This window comes from Adlercreutzia aquisgranensis (assembly GCF_943193145.1).
GTDB lineage: Bacteria > Actinomycetota > Coriobacteriia > Coriobacteriales > Eggerthellaceae > Xiamenia > Xiamenia aquisgranensis.
The window spans coordinates 1-24,002 of sequence record NZ_CALPDA010000011.1; the positions used below are offsets into that span (position 1 = coordinate 1).

A 24,002-nucleotide genomic window follows, 5' to 3' on the forward strand; every position below is an offset into this window, starting at 1 on the left:
TTAGAGGAACTTAGAGGAACTTAGAGGAACTTAGAGGAACTTAGAGGAACTTAGAGGAACTTAGAGGAACTTAGAGGAACTTAGAGGTGCTCCATGGGTGAGAATCCGTTTACACCGAGCTTCGGAGAGGTGCCGCTTCATCTGGCTGGGCGTGCTGAGACCATACGGCTGTTTCAGCGTGCCTTCGATAGCGGCAACCGCAGGCCCGAGCTTACCACCATCTTCTCCGGCGCTCGGGGTACCGGAAAGACCGCGCTTATGGCGTACTTGGCGGACTGCGCCGATCGGTCGGGTTGGATTGCTGTGCGCACCACGGCTTTGCCCGGCATGATGGAGGATATCGAGATCCAGCTTCGGCGTAAGGCTGCTCATTTGTTGGGTGACCAGGCGAAGGTGTCCATAGGCTCTATCGGCATACCCGACCTTCTCTCCGTCGAGGTTCGTCAGACGGCTCCGGCTTCGAGTAATTGGCGCTCTCGCATGGAGGACATGCTCGACCAGCTGTCAGCCAGCGACACGGGCGTGGTGATGGTGGTGGATGAAGTCGATCCCTCTCTGGACGAGATGGTCCAAACTGCCGCGGTGTATCAGCAGTTCGTTGTCGATAAGCGGAAGGTCGCTCTGCTTATGGCCGGGCTTCCCCATAACGTTTCGTCCCTGATAACCAACAAGACCGTCTCGTTCCTGCGGCGAGCGAACCAGATTCATCTCGGTCCTATCGATGATTTCGAGATTGAACGGGCACTCTCTCGCACCATGGCCGACGGTCATCGTAGCGTCGACCCTCGAGGGCTTTCCGTGGCGGCGGACGCCATCGCCGGATTCCCCTATATGCTGCAGCTCGTGGGATACCATGCCTGGGAAGAGGCCAGTGGTGAGGTTGTCGGTATCGAAGGCTTCCAAAATGCAATAGAAATATCCCGTCGGGAGATGAACAGCCGGGTTTTCGCAGCAACGCTAGCCGAGCTGTCCGCGTCCGACGTGCTGTTTCTGCGAGCGATGCTTGTTGATGAGGGTGATAGCGCAATCGCCGATGTGTGCGAGCGGCTGCAATGGTCGTCGTCCCAGGTTGCTCAGTATCGCAGGCGTCTTATGGATGCGGGCGTCATCGGGCGTCGGGCTCGGGGCGTGGTTGGTTTCGAGCTCCCCTTTTTCCGGGAGTATCTGCAGGAGCGCTTCGAGGACGAGGGCCTGTAGCTCGGTTCGCTAACCAGCAGAGCCGTTGCGGTTTCGCAGTTCTTTCAGGATGGCGCGCTTGCGGGCTTGCTTGGCGTCGTAGGCGGTGCGCTCGGCTTTTCGGGCTGCGGTCCTTTCTGCTTCGCGAGCGCGTTCTTCTGCGGTTTCGGCCTGATGGCGGGCGCGTTCCCGGTCGCGCTGGCGTTTGCGTTCCTGGCGCTGGGCCTGCATCTCGTCCAAGGAGAAGCGGCAGCCGCAGTAGTTCTGGCGGTACATCCCCAAAGCCTGGCTGCGCTCGGTGGCGGCGGGGTAGAAGGGGCGGAAGTCTTCGAACACCGCTGCGATTCCCGCCTGCTGCGCCGCCCGTGAAAGCTCTTCCTCGATGGCGGACGTGTGCTGGTAGGGGCTGACCGACAGCGTGGTGGCCAGGCCGTCGAATCCGTGGTCGACGGCGTAGCGGGCGGCTTCCTGGAAACGCAGCCTGTAGCAGGCCCGGCAGCGGGGCTCGGTGCGCGCGTCGGGCGAGGGGACGTGGTGGGCGGCCGTCTCGGTGGGGGCGTTCGTTTCGGCGATGTTCTGGGCGTCCGTCGCTCCGCCGCCCTCGGCCGCTTGCGACCGCTTGCGCAGCGCTTCCCCCACAGCGCCCGCCGACGCCTCCCAGCGGTCTGGCTCGTAGGCGCCTTCCACCACGGCAATCCCTTCCGCCCGCGCCCAATCGAGCAGCGTCTGCAGCCGATGGTCGTATTCGGCGGCAGGGTAGATGTTCGAGTTCGCGTAGTAGATGGTAAGGCTGTGGCCTTCGGCGAGCAGCATGCGCACGGGCTCGAGCGAGCACGGTCCGCAGCAGGCGTGCAGCAGCAGCTTCATCGGGAGCCCTTTCGGTTCGGGACGGTTCGCAACCATGATAAGCACCATGATGAAACCTTGGGCGTTACCATATTGCATCCTTCGGTTTTCGGGTCAATGGTACACTAGGTCGTTGAAAAAGTAAGCGGTTTGCTTCGCGAAAGGCTCAGCGTGCACGAGGACATCGACTACATTCTGTACTCCCAGGAGGATATCGAGGCCTGCGTCCGGAACATGGGGGCCCAGATCACCGCGGATTTCGCCGACAAGGCCCAAGACGGCATCATCCTTATCTCGGTGCTGCGCGGCGCGGCGTTGTTCATGGCCGACCTGGCGCGCGAGATCCACCTTCCCCTGGAGATGGACTACATGGCGGTTTCCTCCTACGGCAGCGGGGTCAAAAGCTCCGGCGTGGTGCGCATCGTGAAGGACCTTTCGTCGCAGATCGAAGGCAAGCACGTGATCATGGCCGAGGATATCATCGACTCGGGCCTGACGCTCACGTACCTGCTGAACATGCTGGCAAGCCGCAATCCCGCCAGCATCACCGTGGCCGCCTTTCTGCGCAAAGACGTTCCCAGTCAGGCGCCCATCGATTGTCCGTACCTCGGTTTCACCTGCCCCGACGAGTTCGTTGTGGGTTACGGGCTGGACTATGCGGAACGCTACCGCAACCTGCCCTACGTGGGTGTGCTGAAGCCCTCGGTCTACGCCGACTAGGGCCTGAACCCAAGAAAGATTCAACCATGGCAGATAACGACAACAAGCAAGGCGGACAGAAGATCCCGCCCCAGCTGCAGCAGCCCAACGTGAGGACCACCATTATCTCGGTGCTGCTGTTCTTGCTGGTGGCGCTGTTCGTCAGCCAGCAGCTGTTCGCGTCGAACCCCCAGGACGCCAAGCCCACCGATCAGCTGATCACCTCCGAGTTCGTCCAGGCGGTGAACCAGGACCGCGTGACGAAGGTGGTCTACAGCGCAGGGGACGGCACGGTGTCGGGCTCCTACTATCCGGCCGTTACCGCCGGCGCCACGGGGGCTGATGCGTTCAACAGCGCCATCAGCAGCCTTGATGCGGCCATCGCGCAGCTGAGGGACCCTGACACCGGACAGGCGGCCCAGGGCATCGGCACCACCGACATCGACATCGTGCAGCTGGGCGAGGAGCACAACTTCGTGTCCACCTACGCCGGCGGCTCGATCACCGAGCTCATGGCGGTCCATCCCGACGTTCCCTACGAGGTGCAGCTGCCCAGCGCCTTGGGCGACATCCTGCTGTCGCTGCTGCCTATCCTGCTGATCGGCGTCATGCTGTTCTTCCTGTTCAGCCAGATGCAGAAGGCCAACAACTCCCAGATGAGCTTCGGCAAGGCCAAGGCCAAGAAGTCGGTGGAGGAGCGACCCGACGTGCGCTTCGACGACGTGGCCGGCGTGGACGAGGCCGTGGAGGAGATGCAGGAGATCAAGGACTTTTTGGCCAATCCGGCGAAGTACCAGTCCATGGGCGCGAAGATTCCTCGCGGCTGCTTGCTGGTGGGCCCTCCGGGCACCGGCAAGACGCTGCTGGCCAAGGCCGTGGCCGGCGAGGCGGGCGTGCCCTTCTTCAGCATCTCGGGCTCGGACTTCGTCGAGATGTTCGTGGGCGTGGGCGCAAGCCGCGTGCGCGATCTGTTCCAGCAGGCCAAGGAGGCTTCCCCCTCCATCATCTTCATCGACGAGATCGACGCGGTGGGCCGTCAGCGCGGCACGGGCCTGGGCGGCGGCCACGACGAGCGCGAGCAGACGCTCAACCAGCTGCTGGTGGAGATGGACGGCTTCGAGGCCAATGACTCGGTGGTGCTCATCGCCGCCACGAACCGCGCCGACGTGCTCGACCCGGCGCTTCTGCGTCCCGGCCGCTTCGACCGGCAGATCGTGGTGGACGCGCCGGACGTGAAGGGCCGCGAGAAGATTCTGAAGGTGCATTCGAAGGACAAGCCCTTGGGAAGCGACGTGGATCTGGAGGCTGTGGCCAAGCTCACGCCCGGCTTCACCGGCGCTGATTTGGCGAACCTCATGAACGAGAGCGCCCTTCTGACCGCCCGCCGCGGCAAGAAGATCATCACCCAGCAAGAGGTGAGCGAGTCCATGGAGCGCGTCATCGCCGGCCCCGAGCGCAAGGGGCGGGTGCTCGACGAGCATACCAAGCACACCATCGCCTACCACGAGAGCGGCCATGCCCTGGTGGGGCATCTGCTCGACCATGCCGACCCGGTGCACAAGATCTCGATCATCTCCCGCGGGCGGGCCTTGGGCTACACCCTGTCCATCCCCAAGGAGGACAAGGTGCTCAACTCCCGCAACGAGATGCTGGACGAACTGGCGGTGTTCATGGGCGGGCGCGTTGCCGAGGAGATCTTCTGCGACGACGTGACCACCGGTGCCAGCAACGACCTGGAGCGGGCGAGCAAGATGGCTCGGGCCATGGTCACCCAGTACGGCATGAGCCCGCTGGGGACCCAGGTGTTCGGCCAACCCAACCACGAGGTGTTCCTGGGCCGCGACTACGGCAACACCCAGGACTATTCAGAGGAGACGGCGCGGCGCATCGACGAGGAAGTGGCGCTCATCATGCGCGACGCCCACGACCGCGCCCATGCCATCCTTGAGGCGCGCCGCGATCAGATGGATTTGATGGCCAGCGTGCTTCTGGAGCGCGAGACCGTGGAGGGCGAGGCGTGCCAGGCGCTGCTGGACAACCGGTGGAGCGAGTACCTGGAGCGCGAGGGCGATATCATCGCCCAGCGCGAGGCGGAGGAGAAAGCGGCCCGCGAGCGCGATGCCCAGCTGGCCGACCCGAACTGGCGCGAAGAGCCGGTGGAGCCGGGCGACCAGGACCCGAGCGGTCCTTACCGTGCGCCTGCCGCTAATGCCGACCGGTCCGACATGCCCACGCAGGCCCAGGTGGACGCCGAGGTTCGCCGCGAGGACGTGATGGACGCCACGCCGCTGGCTCCCGCGCCCAAGCAGGCCGAGGTTCCTTCGGGTGCCGCACCTAAGCAGCCGAAGCACGGGCGCGTGGACGACGGCAGCAACGATTCTGGCGAGTAACCGCCCGCGCCTGCGGGCAGAGTGCGGGGCGCCTCCATGCGGGGCGCCTGCTTCGTTTGGCAGGGAGGCCCTCTATGACCTGGACATGCGGAAGCTTTCGCTTCGACACCTCGGTGCCCGTGATCATGGGCATCCTGAACGTGACGCCCGACTCCTTCTCCGACGGCGGTTCCTTCGCCGACGTGCAGGAGGCCGTAGCCCACGGGCTTTCGTTGGTGGAGCAGGGGGCGCGCATCGTCGACGTGGGCGGCGAATCCACGCGGCCGGGCGCTGCGGCGGTGGATGCGGCCGAGGAACTGGCTCGCGTGCTGCCTGTGGTCGAGGCGCTGGCGGCCGAGGGGCTGTGCGTGAGCGTAGATACCCGCAAGCCCGAAGTGGCCCGCGCCTGCCTGTTGGCGGGCGCCTCGGTGATAAACGACGTGTCCGGCTTCCGCGATCCCGAGATGGTGAAGGTGGCCACCGAATTTGACTGCGGCGTGGTGGTCATGCACATGCAGGGCGAGCCGGGCACCATGCAGGACGACCCTCGCTACGACGACGTGGTGGCGGAGGTGCGCGACTACCTGGCAGCTCGGGCTTCCGAGCTGGAGACGGCGGGGATCGCCCGCGAGCGCATCTGCGTCGACCCGGGCCCGGGCTTCGGCAAAACGGCCTCGCAGACTCTGGAGCTGGTGCGCAACTTCCACGAGTTCGCCCGGCTGGGCTACACGCTCATGGTGGCCGTGTCGCGCAAGAGCTTCCTGGGCCATGCCTACGGCATCCAGAACCCGACCGACCGCGACAAGGTTTCCGCCGACGAGGCGCTTATGGCCTGCGAGCTGGGCGCCGGCGTGGTGCGTACCCACAACGTGGCCGCCACCGTGAATGCCCTTGAGAGCCTGCGGCCGCTGGTGGCGGTGGCCCTAGGCTGCAACGTGCCGCTGGTGGCCGAGGAGGGCGAGGAGCGCGAGGGCAAGATAGCCATGCTCAGCCACGCCATCTCGCAGATGTGCACCCTGCCCGATACGCAGATCGTGGACATCTCGTCCTACTACGAGAGTGAACCGGCCTACTTTACCGACCAGGACGCGTTCGTGAACGCCGTGGTGCTGCTGCGCACGGGTCTGCCGCCGAAGGAGCTGCTGAAGTACCTGCAGGCCATCGAGAACAGCCTGGGCCGCGTGCGCGAGGTTCCCAACGGGCCGAGGACCATGGACTTGGACATCGTGGACTACCAGATGTACCCGGCCCAAAGCGAGCTTCTGGTCATCCCGCACCCCCGCGCCTTGGAGCGCGACTTCGTGGTGGAGCCCCTGCTTGAACTGCGGCCCGACTACATGCTGGCCGACGGTGTGACCGTGGCCGAAGGCGCCTTGCCGCGCGAGGAGCGCGTGGGCCGCTGCGTGCGGCTGTAGCGGCGGCGCTGTGGGGGAGTGCGTTCTGTCGACCGGCAAGACAAAGGCATGCGGGATGTTCCGCGTGCGATGCTTGGACGAGGTCGATTCGACGAACAACGTGGTGAAGGACGCCTTGCGCGCGGGAGAGCCCGAGGGTCTGGTGGTGCGCGCATGGCGCCAGAGCGGCGGCTACGGACGCCAAGGACGTGCTTGGACGAGTCCGCTGGGCGGCCTGTACTGCTCGTGGCTGCTGCGGCCCGACGTGCCGCCCGAGCAGCTGCCTACGTTGAGCCTGGTGGTGGGGCTGGCATTTCGCCGGGCCCTGGCATCGCTTGCGGGTGCGAACGGCGGGCGCGTGCTGGTGAAGTGGCCCAACGACGTGGTACTGGTGGGCGAGGGCGCTGGGGGGTCGGGTGCGAGCAGGTCGGCGGCACCTTCGCTTGTCCTCGCTCGCGCGGGTGTGGAGGGTTGCGATTCGTTGCCGCTGCGGAATCGCTCAGGTGCCGCCGACCTGCTCGCACCCTCCCGCGCAGCCAATCAGGACCGTTCCTCGTTGTTCCCGGGGAGCCGATCGGGCGGTGTTTGCCCGCTTGTCTCTGCCTCTGCGGAGATTCCGGCGTTTTCCAAGTTGGTGGGGATCTCGCTTGAGGCGGTTGGCGGGGGCGTTTGCGTGGGGACCGGGGTGAACGTGGTTCGGCCTGCGGGCGGTGCCGTCTCTGTCGGGGGCAAGAACGTCGCGGGGTACGTGAGCGACGTGGCGCCGAGCCTGGCCGCCGAAGATGCGAAGCGGGCGGTGGAGGCGGTTTTCGGCGCTGTGGCCGATGCTGTGGGATTGTGCTACCAGCAATGGCTTTCCGGGGGGTTCGCTGGTTTTCTGGACGAATGGAATCGGTGCCATGCACTGGTAGGCGCGGCGGTGCGCGTGGAGGACCGCGCCGGCGGGTTGCTGGCTGAAGGCGAAGTGCGGCGAGTTGACGAGCGGGGAAGACTCGTGGTCGCGGACCGCGCCGGGGCCGAGCATGCTGTGTCTTCGGGCGAGGCTCACGTGCGTCAGTGCGGTCTTTAAGGGGCTGTCAGGAAGGCTGCGGCAATACGCAATTCTCTGTTTGCCGATTGGGAAGATGTCTGGTCTTGGCGCTACCGTTTCGATGTGGCGTTACAATCTGGAACCGCAAATGTTTTCAGGGACGATGTGCGGAAGGGCGGGGCAAATGAGGGTGTATCACGGCGCGATTCTCACGGTGGACGCGACCGACAGGGTCGTGCAGTACTTGGTCGAGGACGGCGGGCGCATCGAATATGTGGGCGATGACCTGCCCGAGCGCTACGCAGGGGTGCCGCGGACCGAGCTGGGGAACGGAGCCCTGTGTCCGGCCTTCGTGGACACCCACGAGCATCTGGCGTCGTTTGCCACCTTCAACGCAGGCCTCAACGTGATGGGTGCGCGCTCGAACGGGGAGATACGGTCGATGGTGGCAGACTTTGCCGCATCGTCGTCTGCCAAGACGCTCATCGCCTTCGGCGCCTCGCCCTACTCGGTGGAGGAGGGGCGGCTGATTTCTCGGGAGGAACTTGATGAGGTGTGCCCCGACAAGCCCTTCTTCATGGTGAAGTACGACGGTCATGCGTGCGTTGTGAACAGCAAGCTTCTGGACAAGGTCCGCAGCAAGGTGCGCGGGCTTCGGGGGTGCCATGAGGATTCCGGCGAGATGAACCAAGAGGCGTTCTTCGCCGTTAGCGACTACATAACGGGAAGCCTCTCCATCCCCGAGTTGGTGGGCAACATCCAGCGAGCCATGGACTGCCTGGCTGCGCGCGGCATCGGCATGGTGCATACGGTCAGCGGCGTGGGCTTTACGGGGAACTTGGACATCAGCCTGGAGAAATGGCTGGCCCGAAGCGCCCAGAGCGGATTCCAGGTCCGGGTGTTTCCTCAGTCCATGGATGTTCGGGTGGCCACTAGGCGCAAGCTGCCGCGCATCGGTGGTTGCTTTGCCTGCGCGCTGGACGGCTGCTTCGGCAGCCGCGATGCGGCCCTTCTGGAACCCTATGCGGACGGATCGGGCGACAAGGGCGTGCTGTACTACACCGACCAGCAGGTGGTCGATTTCTGCAAGCGGGCGAATCGCGCGGGGCTGCAGATAGAGATGCATGCCATAGGCGACGCGGCCTTCGACCAGGCGACGCGCGCGCTGAAGGCGGCGCTGGACGACTTCCCGCGCTCCGACCACCGCCACGGCATCATCCATGCATGCCTGCCCACCGACGAGGGGCTGGACATCTGCGCGCACTACGGCATACATCTGCCCATGCAAACGAGCTTCATCGATTGGCCCCAGGAGCCGGACTCCTACCTGGAGTCGATTCTGGGCACCACCCGCGCATCTGCGCTCAACCCGCTTCGGCGCTTTGCGGACGCCGGCATAGTGCTGTCGGCCGGAAGCGATGCGCCGTGCACGGACCCCGACCCTATTCTGTGGATGCATCGTGCCTGCAATCACAGCGTGCCGCAGCAGAGCCTGACCCCTCGGGAGGCGTTGCGGATGTGCACCTACAACGGCGCATGGGTTACCTTTGACGAGGGCGAGCGCGGATCGCTCGAGGTGGGGAAGATGGCCGACATGGTGGTGCTGTCTGCGAATCCCTACGAGGTGGAGCGGGGAGCCCTCGGCGATATTGAAGTGAAGCAGCTGCTGTTGGGAGGTCGACCTTACGAGCCACAAGCCCAAGGCGCTTTCTCGGCACTTATCAAGGGGGCGACTGGGCGCGGCGGCTGTTTCTGAGGGTTCGGGGACCGGCTTTCGCTGAATAGGGCCGCCCTGTTCAGCGCTTGCGTGGTTTGTGGAAAGGGTCGATCGGGGGGCGGCGTTCCCTTGGGCGGCCTTTCTGTGGAAAAGGAAGCGGGCCGGCAGCTGGGTGGCTGTCGGCCCGCGTTTTCGTGGTGGTCGATGAGGGATTTGAACCCCCGACCCACTGCTTGTAAGGCAGTTGCGCTCCCGCTGCGCCAATCGACCAAAACAGGCTCGCGCATCGCCGTGCGGGGCGAGCGCGGTTTTTCATTATCGCATAACCGCAGCTAAGGCGCAACCGATTCGCCGAGGGCCGTTGGTCGAGCGGCTTTGGCACTGATGACGGGTCGGGCGGTTGTTTGGCGGTCCGGGGAGCTGTCGCGTTTGGGCAAGCTTTCCGCTAGATTCTCCGTGAATTCCTGATTGGTACTGCGTACCCGGCTGCTAGGACCAGCGCCTGCGTCTGAAAGGGGGCTGCAAGGAGCGGTTCGCCGGAGCTGCGGAAGTCTGCAACATCGCTCTTCTTGACGGCGGCGCTGCGCGCATGGACCGGTTCCCTCCGGGGGAGGCGTCCTGCATGGGATCGAGGCACGGTCGGCAGCTATGCCTGTCACTGTTTTGACTGGTCGCGTCGTCATACTGAGGTTGTCGGCGGTTGAGCTGGGCCGTACGGGGTCCGGCGCCGGCAACGCGAGGGGGCTGAATCGGGAGGCTGATGACATGATGGCGGGTGCTGCAGGGAAATGGGTGACCCTTTTATGCGGGGCGGGCTGTGCGCTCTGCGTGCTGCTGTATACCCAAGGCGTGTCGGCCCGGGCCGAGGCTGCTCAGGCAGAGGCGCTCGAGCGTTTCGGCGGCGAGCAGGTGTCGGTATGCGTGGCGAAGGCCGACATGGCAGCCGGCCAGACCGTCACCAACGCGGACGTGGAGCTGAGGCCGTGGGCCAGCTCGCTCCTGGCCGACGACCCCGTGCGGGACGTGTCCGATGCAGTGGGGCGGCGGCTGACGAGCGCGGTGTACGCCGGCGAGGTGGTATCCGAGCGCCGTTTTCTCGGGGACGAGGGAGGCCTTGCGGTTCCCGAAGGGATGGTGGCCGTGTCGGTGCCGGCTCAAAACGTGCAGGTGGTTGGCGGTGCCGTGCAGCCCGGAGATGCGATTGACGTGTACGCGACGGGCTCTTCCGCTACGGCGCTACTAGGCTCCTCGGTCCCCGTGCTTGCTACCAGCGCCGATGGGTTCGAGGGAGGCGACGAGCTGACATGGGTGACGCTGGCCTTCGCGCCCGACAGGGTGCAGGAGGTTGTTGCCGCCGCCCAGACCATGCAGCTGTACTTCGCGCTTCCTGGCCAGGGTGGAGGAGGGGTCGGCTCGCAAACTCCCGACCTCTCCGGCTCCTCCGAGGTCGGCGGTCGGGCCGATTCCGCGGAAGGCGTTGCCCGCAGCGCAGATCCGGATGCGCAGACGATTTCGGAGGGCTTGCCGATGGTGGATTCGGCTGAATCGGGCGGGAGGTGACGGCGGTGGCTCGGGGAAAGGTGGCCCTCTGCGCCCAGCGCGACTGCTTGGCGAATCCGGTGCTGTTGGGCTTGCCCGATGAACGGCTGGACGGCCAGGATTGGCTCGTGGCCTTCGACGACGCCGAACGAGCCCGACGCGAAATCGCGTGCGATGCCGAGGTGGTCGAGGTGTGGGTGGCCTCGTGCGACGACATAGAGCCGATTAACCTGGCGGCCACCATCAAGGCCGAGCGGCCCGACGTGGTGGTGTGCATGCTCACCGACCAGGGCAGCGGGTCGCTTCGAAGCCGGACGAGCGCGTCGGGGGTGGACGCGCTGCTCACCAGGCAGGCGTTCGTCGCTCGCTACCGGGCCCGCAAGGCTCGGGCGGCCGAGCAGCGCCGAGCGCTCAGCCACCTTGGTTTGCCGGCGACCCAGGATGCAGGGCGCACGGTCCAAGAGGCGGGGCTGCCGTCGGCCTCCGAGGTGGGCGAGGGCGCGGGTGCGGCTTGTTCGGATGCGCCGTCGCCTGCTGCCAAGGCGCTGCTGCTCCCCGTGGTTGGCGGCAGCGGCGGCGTGGGGAAGAGCACGGTGGCGGTGCTTGCGGCGCTTGCGTGCCGCGGGCGCGGCTTGCGCACGGTGCTGCTCGACTTCGACCTTCAGTTCGGCGATGCGGCCGACTTGCTGGGCATAGAGGATGCGCAGCGCTTGGACGAGCTCGTAGCTGCTCCGGAGCGCTTGGCGGCGCTGCCCTGCGCACCGGGTCGTTTGGCGGTGATCGCCCCTCCGGCTCATATCGATGCGGCGGAAGCGGTGGTAGCCGGTGCGGCGCCCGTGCTGGACTGGCTCTCAGAACATTTCGACGTGGTGGTGGCCAATACCGGCGCGGCGTGGGCCGAGCAGCATGCGGTGCTTCTGGAGCGGGCTGCAAAGGTGCTGTTCCTGGTGGACCAGCGCCCCGGTTCTTTGCGCGCCTGCCGTCATGCGCTCGATCTGTGCGGACGCTGCGGTATTGCTACGAGCCCCTTTCAGTTCGTGCTGAATCGCTGCTCGAAAGGGTCGACCTTCACCTCCATAGATTTGTCCTGCGCGCTGGGAGGGGCGCGGGTGTCGGAGCTGAGGGATGGCGGCGCCATGGTGGAGGAGTTGCTGGCGGCGGGACTGGCCCAGGAGCTGTTCGAATCGGGAAACCCCCTGATCGCTACAGTTGAATCCCTGGTCGACCTGGTTCTGCCTCCCTCGATGGCCGCATGTTCTCCTGCGCCCGCCGAGTCGTCGCGGAAGCAGCCGCTGTTCAAGCTGAAGAGCAGACGCCAAAGGAGGGCAGCATGTCTTTAGCAAGCAGGGCGAAGGAGGCAGGCGGTGCGACGACTTGCGTGCCGATGCACGCCTCGGCGGGGTACGAGGCGCTGAAATCCCAGGTCGTGTCCATGGTATCCGCCGATCGCATAGCGGCGCTCAGCAAGCGGAATCCCGCTCAGGCGCGAAGCGAGCTCAAGGGAGCCTGTCGAGTGGTGCTGGAAGGGCCCGACTGGGCTTCGGCAGGTGCCGAGGAACGCTCGCGCTTGACGGGCCAGCTGCTCGACGAGGTGTTCGGCTACGGTCCTTTGGAGGGCTTGCTGGCCGATGCCGAGGTGACCGAGATCATGGTCAACGGGCCGTCGAAGATTTTCTGCGAGCGCCGCGGCATCATCTATCCTACCGGCTGCTCGTTTGCGGACGAATCCCATATGCGGTCGGTGATCGACCGCATCTTGGGACCGCTGGGCAGGAGGGTGGACGAGCTGACCCCCATGGTGGACGCCAGGCTTCCCGAGGGACACCGCGTCAACGTGGTTCTGCCGCCCCTGGCCCCCGACGGTCCCGTCATCACCATCCGCAAGTTCGCCGAGGATGCGATGCGGCTCTCCGACATGCAGGGGGCCGGGTCGATGGACGTGTTCGTGCGCGCTTTCCTGACCTGGTCGGTGCGGCTGCGCAAGAGCATTGCGGTGTCCGGGGGCACCGGCAGCGGCAAGACCACGCTGCTCAACGCGCTTTCCCGCGAGATCTCGCCGGCGGAGCGCATCGTGACCATCGAGGATTCCGCCGAGCTTCGCTTCGACGAGCATCCCCATGTGGTGCGATTGGAGGCGCGCGGTCGCTCGTCCGAGGGTGTGGGGGAGGTGACCATTCGCGACCTGGTGCGCAACGCCTTGCGTATGCGGCCGGACCGCATCGTGGTGGGAGAGTGCCGTGGCGGCGAGGCGCTGGACATGCTGCAGGCCATGCTCACGGGCCACGACGGCTCCATGACCACGCTGCATGCTAATTCGGCGGCCGATGCGGTGCAGCGGCTGACCACCATGGTTCGCTTCGCCGTCGACTTGCCGGTGGACGTGATCCAGCGCAACATCGCGAGCGCCTTCGACGTCGTGGTCCAGACGGCTCGCAGCGCCGACGGGCGCCGCTACATACAGTCCATCGGCGAGGTCGGCTTCGAGGACAGGAGCCGCAGTTGCACGGTGCGGCCTCTGTACCAGAGAAGGGACGTCGATCGTGCCGGCGTTTGGCTGGCGGCTCCTGAATGGATGAGCGCGGCTTCCCTTGTGGGGGTGGCCAGCGAGAAGGAGGTGGCATCGTGGAGGCGCTGCCTATCCTGCGCGGCCTGAGCGCGGTTCTGGCTTGCTTGTTCGGCGTCGGGCTGGCGTTGCGCCGGCGTGCCGGTCGGCGGGCGGGGGCCCTGGGGGCAAGCAGGGTTCTGCGCCCGGATGGGTGCAGGGACGGTCCTGTCGGGGAGGCGGCGCTCCTGTGGCGGGCGCGCTCGGGCGTTCCGCTGCTGCTTTCGCCCTGCCGTTGGCTGCTGCGCTTCCAAGGGTTTCGCCTGGTTGCAGGATATGTGGCTGAGCGGTTTAGGGCCAAGGGGGTGGCGGTTTCGGACGATGCCGCCTTGAGCTGGGTGTTTGCGGCGGCGCTGGGCGTGGCTGCTGTGACGTTCCTGCTCACCGGATCTGTTCCCGCCAGCATGGCGGTGCTGGGATGCGCTGGCGTGTGCGCCTTCCAAGGGGCGAAGGCCAAGGAGGAGTCTCGTCGCGATAGTTTGCGCGAGTCGGTTCCCGAGGCGCTGCAGTCCCTTGCCGGGTGCTTCCAATCCGGCCTGACCGTGGCCCAGGCTTTCGAGCGGCAGGCCCGGGAGCTGCCCGGCGCCTTGGGTGCGCTTTTCGGCGAGGCTTCCTCTCGCATGCAGCTGGGATCGGGCGTCCACGGCGCGCTCGAGCACTTGAGGCGCCGGGCGGATTTGCCGGAGCTGTCGTTCGTTGCGGTTGCCCTGGATATCCAGCATCAGACCGGCGGGAGCATGCGGGCCATACTGGAGTCCAGCTCGGCGGCGCTGGAGGAGCAGCTGGAGCTGAAGCGCTCGCTGCGGGTTCAGACGGCCCAGGCGCGCTTGTCGGCGCGGGTGGTGACCGTGCTGCCCTTCGTGCTGATCGCACTGTTCTCGCTGGTAAGCGTTGGGTTTCTGGACCCGTTCTTCGCATCGGTGCCGGGCTTGGCGCTGCTTGCGGTGGCGCTGGGGCTGCAGGTGGCCGGAATCTGCTGCATTCGGCGCATGCTGGCTGTCGATCTGACGTGACGGAAGGGACGGTGGCGATGGTGCAGGGGCTTGCTGCGCTGGCGGCGCTTGCGGCGTTTCTCTTCGGGGTAGCGGCGGCCGCCTTTCTGCGCGAAGGCAGGGATCGGCGCTGGCTGTCGCACCGGGCGCGCCGCATCGCGCGGCAACGGCTGCCGGGGGCCGATTCGCGCCGTCTGCCTGCGGGGCTGGCCTTGGCGGTGCGGTTGGGGACTGCGCAGAAGGGCGGCTCGGCAGGGCTTGGGCGCGGGCTCTCCAGGCGTCTGGACGGGCATCTCCTCCGGCTTGCCGAGAGGGCCGGTTTCGGAGACGAACTTTCGGGCGTCGGGCTTCGGCGAGCTTCGGAGCGGCTGGCGCTCGCGGGCGCGGCAGCCGGGGCAGCGGTGGGCGCTGCGCTCTCGGCCGAGCTGACGATGCTGCTGGGCATCGCGGGGTGCGTTGCGGGCGGCGGCCTGTGCGCGCGGGAGCTTAAGGGGATCGAGCGGCAGCGCAAGCGCGGCTTAGCCCGGGAGCTGCCCGAGATGCTGGAGGTGATGGCCTTGGGTCTGCGGTCGGGCATGGCGTTCGACCAGGCCATGGGGCTGTACGCCAGGCACTTCGACACGGCATTGGCGGCGGATTGCGAACGGGCCATGGAGTTGTGGTCGTCGGGCCTTGCTTCCCGCGAGGAGGCGCTGCAGCGGCTGAGCCAAGGCTACGACTCGCCGCAGCTCGACCGCATCGTGCGCGGCATGGCCCGCTGCCTGCGCCTGGGCACGCCCTTGGCGAGCATGTTGGACGAGGCTGCCGCCGAGGCTCGGGCGCAGCACAAGGCGCAGTTGCAGGAGAGGGTGGCGAAAGCCCCCGTGAAGATGATGGTCCCCACGGCGGCGTTCATGCTGCCGGCGTTGCTTCTGCTGGTGCTGGGGCCCGTCCTGCTGCAGTTGGCGGAATGAGGAAGGGAAGGTTGAGCATGGAGAAGGTTCGAAGGTTGGCCGCATGGGCGGCGTGTTCGCGGGCGCGCGTGCGTCTTGCCGCCGGAAGGGCGCGGCTGGACGAGCGAGGGCAAGGTACTACGGAGTACGCGATTCTGGTGGGCGTGCTGGTGGTCATAGCCATCGTCGCCATCACGCTGTTCCGACCGAAGATAGAGGAGCTATGGAGCGCTATCGCCGACGGCATAAACGGCCTGTGACGCTGGCGTCCCGCGAACCGCAAGGCTGTGCGCCTTGCGGCGGCAATGCAGGGCCGCCGGCATGGTTTGCGCTGGATTGCGCCGGTCAGGGAACGGTGGAGTATGCGCTGGTGCTCTTCGCCTTCCTGGCCCTGGCGGCGGGGCTTTCCGCTTTGCTGGGGCTGTTCGATGGCGGCGCGGTGGCGGCTCACGGGATTGCGAGCGCGTCCCACGGGCTGTCGTCGGCGGGAGGGGTTGCCGATGCACTGCTGTACTGAGCGCCGCCGCCCCTCGCCGGGCTGCCGGGCGAAGGAGCCGAATCGCCGCGGGGTCGTCTGCCGGTACCCGCGGTTTGGCCTGGGCGTATCGAAGGTGTCGGACGAGTGCGGGCAGGCTACGGTGGAAGCCGCCTTCGCGTTGCCGGTGCTCGGACTGCTGCTGCTTCTGCTGTTGCAGCCCGGGCTGATCCTCTACGACCGCATGGTGATGGAGGCGGCGGCCAGCGAGGCGTGCCGCATGTTGGCGACGAAGACCGATGCGGCCGGCCCCATGGACGAGGCTGCGCGGGCCGCCGTGCTGCATCGGCTCGGCTCTATCCCGCCCGTCGCGTGCTTCCACGTGCACGACGGGGACGAATGCTCGTGGGCTGTCGAGCTTGCGGGCGACGAGGGCAGCGGATACGTGAGCGCGCGCATAGAGAACCAGGTTCGACCGCTTCCCCTGTTGGGCGCGGCGGCCTCGCTTTTGGGCCTGGTCAACGAAGAGGGGAATCTGGTGGTGCGGGTGGAGCGCTCGGCGCTGGCCCAGCCGGAGTGGATAGACGGAGCGGACGCGGGACGGATTCCTGCGCTGTGGATCGGAGGGTGGTTCCAATGAGGTTCGTGCGGGACGAGCGGGGCATGACGACGGCCGGCATGGCGCTGTCGCTGCTGCTTGCGCTCTCGCTCGTGTTCTCCCTCGGTCAGCTGCAGCGCATATACGCAGTCTCGTCGAAGGTGCAGAACGTAGCCGACGCCTGCGCCCTCGCGGCGCTCAACCCCGTGGCGGAGTTCATGGTGGTGGTGCGCGCCTGCGATGCGGTGGCGCTGTCGTTGTCGTTGGGCAGCATGGCGGCTACGGGGCTGGGCATGGTGGTGGGCTGCGTTCCCTTCGCCGCTCCGGCTGCGCAGGCGCTGCTTTCCGCGGGCCGAACCCTGGCGCAGGCAAGGGACGACTTCGTCCGAAAGGCCCAGGCAGGGTTGGAGAAGGCGCAGCGGGCGCTTCCGTTCATCGCCGCCGCGCAGGCCCTTTCGGTGGCGTCCCAGAATTCCGGCACGGCTCAGCGCTACGTTGCCGTGGCGCTGCTGGCTCCAAGCGACAGCTCTGCCGCTACGGTTCCGGCGCCGGGGGAGCTTGACGAGGTCCTCGACGGCGCCGAGGCAGCGCTGCCCGATCTGCAAGACGCGGTCGACCGCGCGCAGCAGGCGCGGCAGCGGGCGCAAAAGGCCAAGGACGACGCGTTCGCCCACGACTGTGGCAATGCCCCCGGCTACTGTATGCAGGAGCGCGCCGATTCCCTAGCCCAGCTGCCGGCGTCCCAGAACCCGACGTTTTCCAGCGTGGACGCTTGGTCGTTCTCGGTGGCGCTGGCCCGGGCCCAGGCCTACTACCCCCGACGGCTTGCCGTCGAGCGTCCCTTGGACGGCTCGGTGGAGGAGCAGGCGAAGTCGGCCCTGCGCAAGCGCTTCTACGCCTACGCGGCGAACAAGGTGGGGCAGGGCTATGTACTCGAGGGCGAAAACGGGGTGGACATGTTCTTCCCGCTACTGCCCCAGAATACCAAGGAAATGCGGTTGACCAGCCTGTACACCAACGAGGTATACCCTTACGGCCCGGCGGGGGACGGCATGGCCATGCATGCGTGGGAGGGCTGCCCGAACGCCCAGGGATGTGCGGCCTTGGGCTCGATCTGGCAGATGGAGCGCGAAGGCTTTTCGGAATGCGAGCTGTGCGGGTTCTCCGCCGAGAGCATGGGCAGCGTGGCCTCGGCCTCGTCCCGTATCGACAACGGCTTCGAGTACCACTACCTTGCGGTGGCGCGAGCCGCCTTGGACTACCAGGCGGCCCTTGAGGAGGGGCAGCCGGCCCTCGACGAGGCGCGCGAGATCGCAGAAGGGGCCATCGGCGCGGTGAGCGAAGGCCTTTCCGCTGCGGCCGCGTCCCGCATATCGGTGGTGCCTCCCGGCGCGTTCGGAGCCGTGGTGGTCGCAGCCAACCTGTCCGACGATTCGGCGGCGGGCGGCTTCGCGAACGCTTTCGCGCCCGATGCAGGCTCGGCGGGTTGCCGGGTGGCCGTGTCGGGGGCGACGTTGGTGGCGGACCCGACGGGCGAGGGGGAGTCGGTGCTGACCGCGCTTCTGGATTCCGCGGCGCAGAGCCAAACCGTTGCGGGGTCGGTGGCCGGTATTGCCGATGTTGCGCTGACCTGCTGGTCCGATCTGCTCCACGGATACGCCCGCGGCCATGACGGGCTGCTGGCGGCGGTGGAACGGGGCATCGACGCTCTGCCGTTCGCGGGCGATGCGGGGCTGGGTCGCATGGTGGCCGGCGCGCTGCGCGATGCCGTGGCGGCGGCCCGGCTGCAGCCGGCGAACACCGATGCTCTGCGGCCGGTGCTGGTGAACACCGCCCATGTAGCCGCTGCCGGCGACGGCGCGACGCTGGATGCGCTTCTGCGGGCCAAAGGGGCCGTTGCTGCGCATCCATTGGAGGGCAATGACTCGTTCGCCAGCGTTATGGGCAGCCTGGAGGAGGTGGCGTTGGAGCGGGTCGAGGAAGCGGTAGGGGGCATCACCGTGGCCGAGGTCAAGGTGGTCCCCGGGGCGGGCGAGCCCTTCACCGTGTCGTTGGGCCTTCCCCCGGCGGTTGCGGAAGGTGCTCGCGGTGCGGTGTCCGAGGCCTTCGCGTGGCTGCGCCGCCTTCAGGCGCAAGGGGGAGGCGAGCGCCCATGGGAGTAGGAAAGATGCGCGGCATACTGGGCGGATGCCCTGGGCCGCCTGTTGAGGGGGCCGGAAGGGCACCTGGCGAGCGGGGGCAGATGACCGTGGAGTTGGCGGTGGCCTTCCCGGTGCTGCTGGTGGTCGCGCTCGTTGTCGTCAATGCCGCCATGTTCTTCGGGCAGTGCGCCGCCTTCGACAACCTGTTTTGCGATGCGGTTCGCGTGCATGCGGCGTCGCCGGCCTACGGTCAGGGGACGGCGCAAAGCGTGACGTTGGTGCAGGAAGCTATGGACCAGGCGTTTCCCGAGGGTAACGTCGAAGTGGCCGTCCGGGCCGACGATGCGGGGCTGGGGCATACGAGGTTCACCGGTACGCTGCGGTTCGCTCCCACGCTGTTCGGATACCCCTTCCGCTCCGAGGCGTTCGGCGTGGCGTTTCCGCGGCTGAGCCATAGCGCGCAGATCGTGGTGGACTGCTACAAGCCGGGGGTGCTGCTATGAGCGCCCGGCCGGCAGTGCAGACCGGGCGTGCCGTGGCGGCGTTCGCTGCGGTGGCGCTGCTTGTGGCATCGGTGCCGGCGGTACAGGGGATGGTGGGTGCGGCGGACGCAGGCGGCTCGCGGGCCTGCGGAGCGCCCTCGGTCTTCGGGGGCGAGACGGAGGAGATGCGTGCGTCCCTGCGTGATCTGGTGCTTGGCTCTGACGAGTCGCGTTGGCCGACGGGGGATGTTCCGACATGGCTTGCGGAGGCGTCCCCGTCCGCCCGCAGCGCCCGGGAAGTAGCTTCCGACGAGGCTCTCGGCCTTACGGGGTTCGTGCTCTCGGGCGATGCTCGGGAGGTATGCGCGCAGCTCTCTTGCGAGCTGCGGGATAGCGGATGGGAGGCTTCGCCAGGTGCCGACGGCTGCCAGGCGACGTTTCGGCGGGAGCCGTCGGCGCAGGGCGGCGGTCCTTCCTGGGCGAGTGTCGCATGTGCGCAGATAGGAAACGAGGTGAGCGTAGTTGTGTGCTACAGGTAGGCAGAGGCGTTCGTGCGACGTTGGGCGGCTTGTCGGCGGTGCTGGCGCCGAGGGGCTTGCCGTGCGGTTTGGCGGCCACTGCCCCGGGGCGCTGTTCGTGGCGTCAAGCGCGTGCGCGCGCCTGCGCGGCCTGCTCGGCCGCAACCGGTTCGAGGGCGTGCTGATGCTTGCCCCGTGCTGCGACGTGCATACGGTGGGCATGCGGTTTGCGGTGGACGTGGCGTTCGTCGGCCAGGACGGCACGGTGCTTGCCTCGCGGCGCAACCTTGCGCCGGGCAGACGCATGGCGGTTAAGGGCGCCGCGTGCGTGCTAGAGCGTCAGGCGAGTGACGGCGGCAGCTGGTTTTGTCCCGGGGACCGGGTGGTTCTCGGCATTGGGAGGGAGGAAGAGGATGAAGGTGTGTCCTGTGTGCAAGGCTAAGGCCTTCGACGATGCGGCGATTTGCTATGGCTGCCTGTACCGGTTCGATCGGGGCGGCTCCGCGGCAGCGAGCGGACTCGACGGCGGGGCGACGGGGATGGCCTGCGCGCCGTCTGCCACGGAAGAGCCTCCTCCCGAATGCTATCGCGAGAACCTTGTGTTCGCACCGCCTGTGCGGTCTGCGGCCACCGATGGCCTCGGCCGCCATGCGGCGACCGCCGCGCCGCCACCTGCGGTTGAAGCCGAGGCGCACTGGAGACGCGGAGCCGATGGCCGATGGTGGCTGCGGGTGGACGTGGCGCTGCCCCGAGCGGGCGCGTAGGTGCCGTCGTGGCAGGATGGGCAGAGGCGCTTCGCGCGCTTAGCTTCGCCGGCTGCTTCGCATGCGTGGGCTGGGCGGTGGCCGAGGATCTGCGGCGGCGCAGGATCCCTCGGGCCAGCTGCTACGGCGTTGCCCTGTGCGGCTTGGCAGCTCAGCTGCTCGGCCATGGCGTGCCGACCCTGGCCTGGGGGCTGGCCTACGCGCTTGTCGCGATGCTGCTATGTGCCTTTGCCTTGCGGGCGTCTCGGCTGCTTGCTCGCCGTCGTTGCCCGTCGCAGCCGCCGGGCGTCGTCCCAGGTGCCGCACAGGGCGCTCCGCCATCCCCCATAGGCGGCGGCGATATCCGCTTGATCGCGGCGCTTTGCGTGGCCACCGGGCCTTCGGCTCCTTCGGGGGTGGCTTTGTGCGCGGCCGGCACCGTGGCCGTATGCGCCATAGGCCTGGCCTGCGGGCGCCTGCGCTGGCGGGACGGCGTTCCCTACGCGCCCTTCCTGGCGCTATGGCCGATCGGCTCGGTGCTGCTGGGACCCTGACGCACGGGCGCCCCCGCGAGGGCGAGCCGTCGTGGGGGCGCCGGGTTGCGCTGCGCGCGTTGCGGTTGCGCGGGGAGCGTCGCGTCTTGCGCGGCTGCAGGGCTACAGGGCTACAGGGCTGAGCGGAACTCCTCGCGGGCGATCTGCTGCAGGCGCTCCTCCATCTCGGAGTAGGCTTTGAGCAGGCGCTCGCAATCCTCGGTCAGCGTGGAGCCGTGAGCGCCGTCGCGGTGCAGCAGCGTTACGCCCAGCGCCGTCTCGGTGTCGCGGAGGATGCGCCATGCCTTGCTGTAGGCCATGCCCATATCCTTTGCGGCAGCGTTCAGGGACCCTTTGTCCTGCACGCCGCGGCACAGCTTCGCCACGCCGCGGCCGAACTCCGAGCCGTGGGGGTTCGAAGTGGCGGCGATGGCTAGGCGGATGACCGGGGTCAGCGACTTCAAGGGATCGTCGCTGACCTGGCGGGCTTCGGTCGTTTCGGTCTGCACGGTGCTCATGCGCTGGCTCCTTCCTGCAGGAACGTGGTCACGGACTCCTCGATGCTGGCCGCGCCCGGATCGATGACCTTGCTGAAGCGGATGGGCAGCGAATCCAGCTCGGCAAGCCCCGCAGGGATGTTGAAGTCCCCGGTCTCCTCGGCGATCAGGCGATTGAGCTGGCAACCGGAAAGCGCTGCCACCTCATCCGGCAGCGCCTCGCCTGCGGCCATCCCGTGAAGCGCGCGGTAGACGTTGTCGCCGAACTTCGCCCAGTGGGCGGTGCTGGCTATGAGCACGGGGTTCTCACCGCGAAGGCGCTCGGCTACCCGGTAGGCCACGGCGGTGTGGGGGTCCATCAGGTAATCGTGCTCGTCGAAGACTTCCTTGATGGTGGCCAAGCAGTCGTCGTTGCTGACGGAGTCCGCCGCGTAGAGTTGGCGCATGCGGGCGAAGGTCTCTTCGTCCACGCGGAAGCGCTTGGTCTCGCCCAGGTCGCGCATCCAGCCGCGAATGGCGCCTGCATCCCGGTCGGTCAGCTCGAACAGCTGGCGCTCCAGGTTCGACGACACCAGGATGTCCATGGAGGGAGAGGGGGTGAGCACGAAGGGACGGTCGGCGATGTCGTAGGTGCCGGTGTTGATGAAGTCGGCCAGCACGCGGTTCTCGTTGCTGGCGCACAGCAGCATGCCGATGGGAGCCCCCATGACCTTGGCGTAGTAGGCGGCCAGGATGTTGCCGAAGTTGCCGGTGGGCACGCAGACGTCCACCGCGCCGCCCGGCTCGATCTCCCCCTCGGCCAGTAGCGTGCCGCAGGCGGACAGGTAGTAGACGATCTGGGGTGCAAGGCGCCCGAAGTTGATGGAGTTTGCCGACGACAGCGCCACGCCCTGCTCCTCGGCCAGGCGCTCGTTGAAGTCGGCGTCGGAAAACACCTGCTTGGCACCGGTTTGGCAGTCGTCGAAGTTGCCGCGCACAGCCCACACGTCCACGTTGCTGCCGCGCTGCGTGGCCATCTGCTTGTACTGGATGTCGCTCACGCCCCCGTGGGGATACATGACCGCGATGCGCACCCCCTCCACATCGCGGAAGCCCTCCAGCGCGGCCTTGCCCGTATCTCCCGAGGTCGCCACCAGTATGAGGAAGTCGCCCTCGAGCTTGCCCTGGGCGCGCAGCTTCTGGGCGCTTGCCTGGAAGAAGCGGGGCAGGCACTGCAGCGCCATGTCCTTGAAGGCGCTGGTAGGCCCATGCCACAGCTCCAGCACGTGGGTGCCCTCGGAAAGCGTGGTGATGGGGCAGACGTCCTCGGTGTCGAAGGCGTTTCCGTAGATTTGCCGCATGAGAGAGTCCACGGTTTCATCGGGCAGGTCAACGCGCAGGGCCTTGTACACGGCGGCGGCCCGCTGCCAATAGGGAAGACGGGCCAGGTTGCGCAACTCGTCCTCGGTGAAATGCGGAAGGTGCTCGGGCACGTAGAGGCCCCCTCCCGAAGCCAGGCCGTCCACCACCGCCTGGGTGAATGCGACCGGCTGCTCCAGGTTCCCGCGCGTGTCGATGAACCGGTTGTCCGCCATAAGCCTACGTCCTTCCCCCGCTGCGGCCCGTCGCGGCGTTGTCGGCGCGGCGGGCGTGTCGGCAGTATCTGTCTCTCGATTATCCAAATTCAGTATAACAACTTTAGCGGCCCGTGGGCGAAGAAGCGGAAATCCTGCGGTCTTTCGCGGGGTGCCGGCGCCCGAGAAGACGGTTGCCGACGGGCGCGCTCCGCTCGGGCGGCTCTGGGTGCAGCCCTGTTCTCGACGAGGCGTTTCGCTACGATGGCTTAGAAAAGTTAACCAAAGTTTCCATTCTTTGTGGAGCATGGAAAAAAAGTTAACTAAAGCTTCCATTCTTCGGGGAACACGCCTAGAATGCTCAGTTGGTTGCGGTTAACTTATAGGAAGGCTGAGGAGGGTTCCATGAACGGATTCGCGGCAGTGGCAGAGGCGCCGCACTTCACGGTGCAGAAGGCCCCGCATTCTACGGCGTCCTCGGCAAGCGCTGCGGCAAGCAGCTCGATGCCACAGGGGCAGACCATGCCGCTTTCGTTTCTGAAGTGCGGCGAGAGCGCATCGGTGCTGAAGGTGCGCGGCGGCGGGGAGCTGCACCACCACCTGGAGAACCTCGGCTTTGTCGAGGGGGCCCGGGTGAAGGTGGTTAGCGGCATCGGGGGAGACCTGATCGTGGACGTGAAGGGCGCGCAGGTGGCGCTGGGCCGTAACGCCGCCCAGCGGATCGTGACCGTGCCAGCCGCCTAAATCGCGCAGGGAGACTCAGGGCAGCTGCGGGCTGCCTTTGAATTTCATCAACAGCAGGTTCGACGAGAGGAAAGGAAGGTTCATGGCCGAACAGACCGACAGCGTCGTGAAGACGCTGAGGGACGTGCCGATCGGAGCTACGGCCCGGGTGGTGAAGCTGGTAGGCGAAGGCCAGGTGAAGCGCCATATCATGGATATGGGCATCACGAAGGGGGTCGACGTCACGGTGCGCAAGGTGGCGCCTTTGGGAGATCCGCTGGAGGTGACCGTGCGGGGGTACGAGCTGTCCCTGCGCAAGAGCGAAGCGGAGAACGTGCTGGTGGCCTAAGGCCCTGCACGACCGCCGCCGGCGCCCGCTGAGGCGCATTTTTTCAGGCCAGCAGTTAGCTTAAACTAACAATTAGTTGGAAGCTTCGGCCAAA

Annotated in this window: 24 protein-coding genes and 1 tRNA gene; 21 read left to right on the plus strand and 4 right to left on the minus strand. The window is 66.9% G+C overall.

The features are described 5' to 3' along the window. The first annotated feature begins 93 nt into the window (after positions 1-93). Positions 94-1,197 (plus strand): ATP-binding protein, encoded by a 1,104-nt coding sequence (locus NFR41_RS07685; RefSeq protein WP_251231373.1) that lies wholly within the window; start codon positions 94-96, stop codon positions 1,195-1,197. Between the two features lie 9 nt (positions 1,198-1,206). On the opposite strand, the gene NFR41_RS07690 is transcribed toward NFR41_RS07685, so the two are convergent. After that, positions 1,207-2,091, minus strand: coding sequence for an epoxyqueuosine reductase QueH (locus NFR41_RS07690; protein ID WP_432762701.1), 885 nt, complete (start codon positions 2,089-2,091; stop codon positions 1,207-1,209). Between the two features lie 102 nt (positions 2,092-2,193). On the opposite strand from NFR41_RS07690, the gene hpt reads away from it, so the two are divergent. The 5 genes from hpt (at position 2,194) to NFR41_RS07715 (ending at position 9,270) form a co-directional block, all read left to right on the plus strand. After that, complete coding sequence (gene hpt / locus NFR41_RS07695; RefSeq protein WP_160212945.1) at positions 2,194-2,742, plus strand: hypoxanthine phosphoribosyltransferase; 549 nt, start codon at positions 2,194-2,196, stop codon at positions 2,740-2,742. A gap of 26 nt (positions 2,743-2,768) precedes the next feature. After that, positions 2,769-5,111: an ATP-dependent zinc metalloprotease FtsH gene (gene ftsH, locus NFR41_RS07700; protein WP_251231374.1), complete on the plus strand. Its 2,343-nt coding sequence runs from the start codon at positions 2,769-2,771 to the stop codon at positions 5,109-5,111. 74 nt (positions 5,112-5,185) lie between these two features. Further along, a complete protein-coding gene (gene folP, locus NFR41_RS07705; protein ID WP_251231375.1) occupies positions 5,186-6,505 on the plus strand; it encodes a dihydropteroate synthase in 1,320 nt (439 codons plus the stop codon). 55 nt (positions 6,506-6,560) lie between these two features. Continuing rightward, a complete protein-coding gene (locus tag NFR41_RS07710; RefSeq protein ID WP_251231376.1) occupies positions 6,561-7,553 on the plus strand; it encodes a biotin--[acetyl-CoA-carboxylase] ligase in 993 nt (330 codons plus the stop codon). Positions 7,554-7,698: 145 nt separating this feature from the next. Further along, entirely contained in the window at positions 7,699-9,270 is a 1,572-nt protein-coding gene (locus NFR41_RS07715; RefSeq protein ID WP_251231377.1) for an amidohydrolase, read from the plus strand. 156 nt (positions 9,271-9,426) lie between these two features. Here NFR41_RS07715 and NFR41_RS07720 read toward each other — a convergent pair. Next, a tRNA-Val gene (locus NFR41_RS07720) sits at positions 9,427-9,501 on the minus strand. 378 nt (positions 9,502-9,879) lie between these two features. Here NFR41_RS07720 and cpaB point away from each other — a divergent pair. The 13 genes from cpaB to NFR41_RS07785 all read left to right on the plus strand — a co-directional run bounded on the left by cpaB (position 9,880) and on the right by NFR41_RS07785 (position 20,807). After that, on the plus strand, positions 9,880-10,791 hold the full coding sequence (cpaB, locus tag NFR41_RS07725) for a Flp pilus assembly protein CpaB (protein WP_251231378.1): 912 nt from the start codon (positions 9,880-9,882) through the stop codon (positions 10,789-10,791). Positions 10,792-10,796: 5 nt separating this feature from the next. Beyond that, positions 10,797-12,110 (plus strand): CpaE/TadZ family protein, encoded by a 1,314-nt coding sequence (locus NFR41_RS07730; RefSeq protein ID WP_251231379.1) that lies wholly within the window; start codon positions 10,797-10,799, stop codon positions 12,108-12,110. Further along, positions 12,101-13,423 (plus strand): TadA family conjugal transfer-associated ATPase, encoded by a 1,323-nt coding sequence (locus tag NFR41_RS07735; protein WP_251231380.1) that lies wholly within the window; start codon positions 12,101-12,103, stop codon positions 13,421-13,423. Before NFR41_RS07730 ends, NFR41_RS07735 begins: the two co-directional genes overlap by 10 nt. Further along, positions 13,393-14,385, plus strand: coding sequence for a type II secretion system F family protein (locus NFR41_RS07740; protein WP_251231381.1), 993 nt, complete (start codon positions 13,393-13,395; stop codon positions 14,383-14,385). Before NFR41_RS07735 ends, NFR41_RS07740 begins: the two co-directional genes overlap by 31 nt. A gap of 17 nt (positions 14,386-14,402) precedes the next feature. Continuing rightward, entirely contained in the window at positions 14,403-15,317 is a 915-nt protein-coding gene (locus tag NFR41_RS07745; RefSeq protein ID WP_251231382.1) for a type II secretion system F family protein, read from the plus strand. A 17-nt stretch (positions 15,318-15,334) separates the two neighbouring features. Further along, entirely contained in the window at positions 15,335-15,556 is a 222-nt protein-coding gene (locus NFR41_RS07750) for a Flp family type IVb pilin (RefSeq protein ID WP_251231383.1), read from the plus strand. Then, positions 15,520-15,813: a hypothetical protein gene (locus NFR41_RS07755; RefSeq protein WP_251231384.1), complete on the plus strand. Its 294-nt coding sequence runs from the start codon at positions 15,520-15,522 to the stop codon at positions 15,811-15,813. Before NFR41_RS07750 ends, NFR41_RS07755 begins: the two co-directional genes overlap by 37 nt. After that, positions 15,797-16,411, plus strand: coding sequence for a TadE/TadG family type IV pilus assembly protein (locus NFR41_RS07760; protein WP_251231385.1), 615 nt, complete (start codon positions 15,797-15,799; stop codon positions 16,409-16,411). Before NFR41_RS07755 ends, NFR41_RS07760 begins: the two co-directional genes overlap by 17 nt. Continuing rightward, complete coding sequence (locus tag NFR41_RS07765; RefSeq protein ID WP_251231386.1) at positions 16,408-18,531, plus strand: molybdenum cofactor biosynthesis enzyme; 2,124 nt, start codon at positions 16,408-16,410, stop codon at positions 18,529-18,531. The genes NFR41_RS07760 and NFR41_RS07765 overlap by 4 nt, the downstream gene beginning before the upstream one ends. Further along, positions 18,522-19,013: a hypothetical protein gene (locus tag NFR41_RS07770; protein WP_251231387.1), complete on the plus strand. Its 492-nt coding sequence runs from the start codon at positions 18,522-18,524 to the stop codon at positions 19,011-19,013. Before NFR41_RS07765 ends, NFR41_RS07770 begins: the two co-directional genes overlap by 10 nt. Beyond that, positions 19,010-19,531, plus strand: a complete 522-nt coding sequence (locus NFR41_RS07775) for a hypothetical protein (RefSeq protein ID WP_251231388.1) — start codon at positions 19,010-19,012, stop codon at positions 19,529-19,531. The genes NFR41_RS07770 and NFR41_RS07775 overlap by 4 nt, the downstream gene beginning before the upstream one ends. A gap of 61 nt (positions 19,532-19,592) precedes the next feature. Continuing rightward, positions 19,593-19,952 (plus strand): DUF192 domain-containing protein, encoded by a 360-nt coding sequence (locus NFR41_RS07780; RefSeq protein ID WP_251231389.1) that lies wholly within the window; start codon positions 19,593-19,595, stop codon positions 19,950-19,952. A gap of 330 nt (positions 19,953-20,282) precedes the next feature. Further along, positions 20,283-20,807, plus strand: a complete 525-nt coding sequence (locus NFR41_RS07785; protein WP_251231390.1) for a prepilin peptidase — start codon at positions 20,283-20,285, stop codon at positions 20,805-20,807. 110 nt (positions 20,808-20,917) lie between these two features. Here NFR41_RS07785 and NFR41_RS07790 read toward each other — a convergent pair whose 3' ends face one another. After that, on the minus strand, positions 20,918-21,304 hold the full coding sequence (locus NFR41_RS07790; protein ID WP_251231391.1) for a winged helix-turn-helix domain-containing protein: 387 nt from the start codon (positions 21,302-21,304) through the stop codon (positions 20,918-20,920). Beyond that, on the minus strand, positions 21,301-22,857 hold the full coding sequence (gene thrC / locus NFR41_RS07795; RefSeq protein WP_251231392.1) for a threonine synthase: 1,557 nt from the start codon (positions 22,855-22,857) through the stop codon (positions 21,301-21,303). The genes NFR41_RS07790 and thrC overlap by 4 nt, the downstream gene beginning before the upstream one ends. A 384-nt stretch (positions 22,858-23,241) precedes the next feature. Here thrC and NFR41_RS07800 point away from each other — a divergent pair, with 384 nt between their 5' ends. Together NFR41_RS07800 and NFR41_RS07805 are read left to right on the plus strand one after the other, a co-directional pair. After that, positions 23,242-23,580 carry a FeoA family protein gene (locus NFR41_RS07800; protein WP_251231393.1) on the plus strand — a complete coding sequence of 113 codons (339 nt, stop codon included), beginning with the start codon at positions 23,242-23,244 and terminating at the stop codon, positions 23,578-23,580. 82 nt (positions 23,581-23,662) lie between these two features. Continuing rightward, the gene (locus NFR41_RS07805) at positions 23,663-23,908 is read left to right on the plus strand and encodes a FeoA family protein (RefSeq protein WP_251231394.1); all 246 of its coding nucleotides are present in this window, start codon (positions 23,663-23,665) and stop codon (positions 23,906-23,908) included. Positions 23,909-24,002: the final 94 nt, after the last annotated feature.